A 646-nucleotide genomic window follows, 5' to 3' on the forward strand; every position below is an offset into this window, starting at 1 on the left:
GCCAGGCCGGGCGCGCACCAGCGGGTTGCCAGGCGGCCAGTTCGGCGGGCAGGGGCCAGGCCCCTTGCCAGGCCAGTTGCAGCTGGCCCGCGCCTTCGAGCTGGCTGGCCGACCACGGGGTGGCCGCGGCCAGGGCCGAGCGCACGGGCGGGCCGATCAGGGGCAGGTCGGCGAGGCTGTTCACCCAGGTTTGCAGGGCCCGGGCGTCGGACAAGTTCAGCGCCAGTTGCCCACGGTCGGCGGGCTGGCCCTGGCTGCCGGCCAGGGTGATCGCCAGGCCCGGAGCCTGCACGCGGGCGTCGATGCGCAGGCGGTGGGCGCCCAGGTCGACCTCGCCCTGCGCGTCCAGCTGGGCACCGGCCACGGTGGTGCGGGCGCGGTCGAGTTGCAGGATCTGGCGCTCCGCCTGCCACTGCCCTTGCACCTGGGTCGGCCCGAGCAGCAGTGCCCGGCCGGCCGCTGCGCGCGCAGCGCCTTGCGGTCGCAGGTTGGCGTCGAACGCGAGTGTCGTGCCGGCCGGCGCATCGGCCTTCAGGCGGCCGTCGATGCGTTGCGGGGCGAGCGTGTGCCAGAGGCGCGAAGGGTCGATGCCGCTGAGTCGCGCTTCGCCCTGCCCGCGCCAGGGGGCGCCGGCGGTGCCCGGGTC

At 76.8% G+C, this 646-nt stretch carries 1 protein-coding gene; it reads right to left on the reverse strand.

Annotation, left to right across the window (positions count from 1 at the left end):
• The coding region (locus tag QQK43_RS23280) for a hypothetical protein (protein ID WP_370465350.1) at positions 1-646 on the reverse strand (646 nt) is incomplete at both ends.

The organism is Hydrogenophaga electricum, from assembly GCF_030160815.1.
Classification (GTDB): domain Bacteria; phylum Pseudomonadota; class Gammaproteobacteria; order Burkholderiales; family Burkholderiaceae_C; genus Hydrogenophaga; species Hydrogenophaga electricum.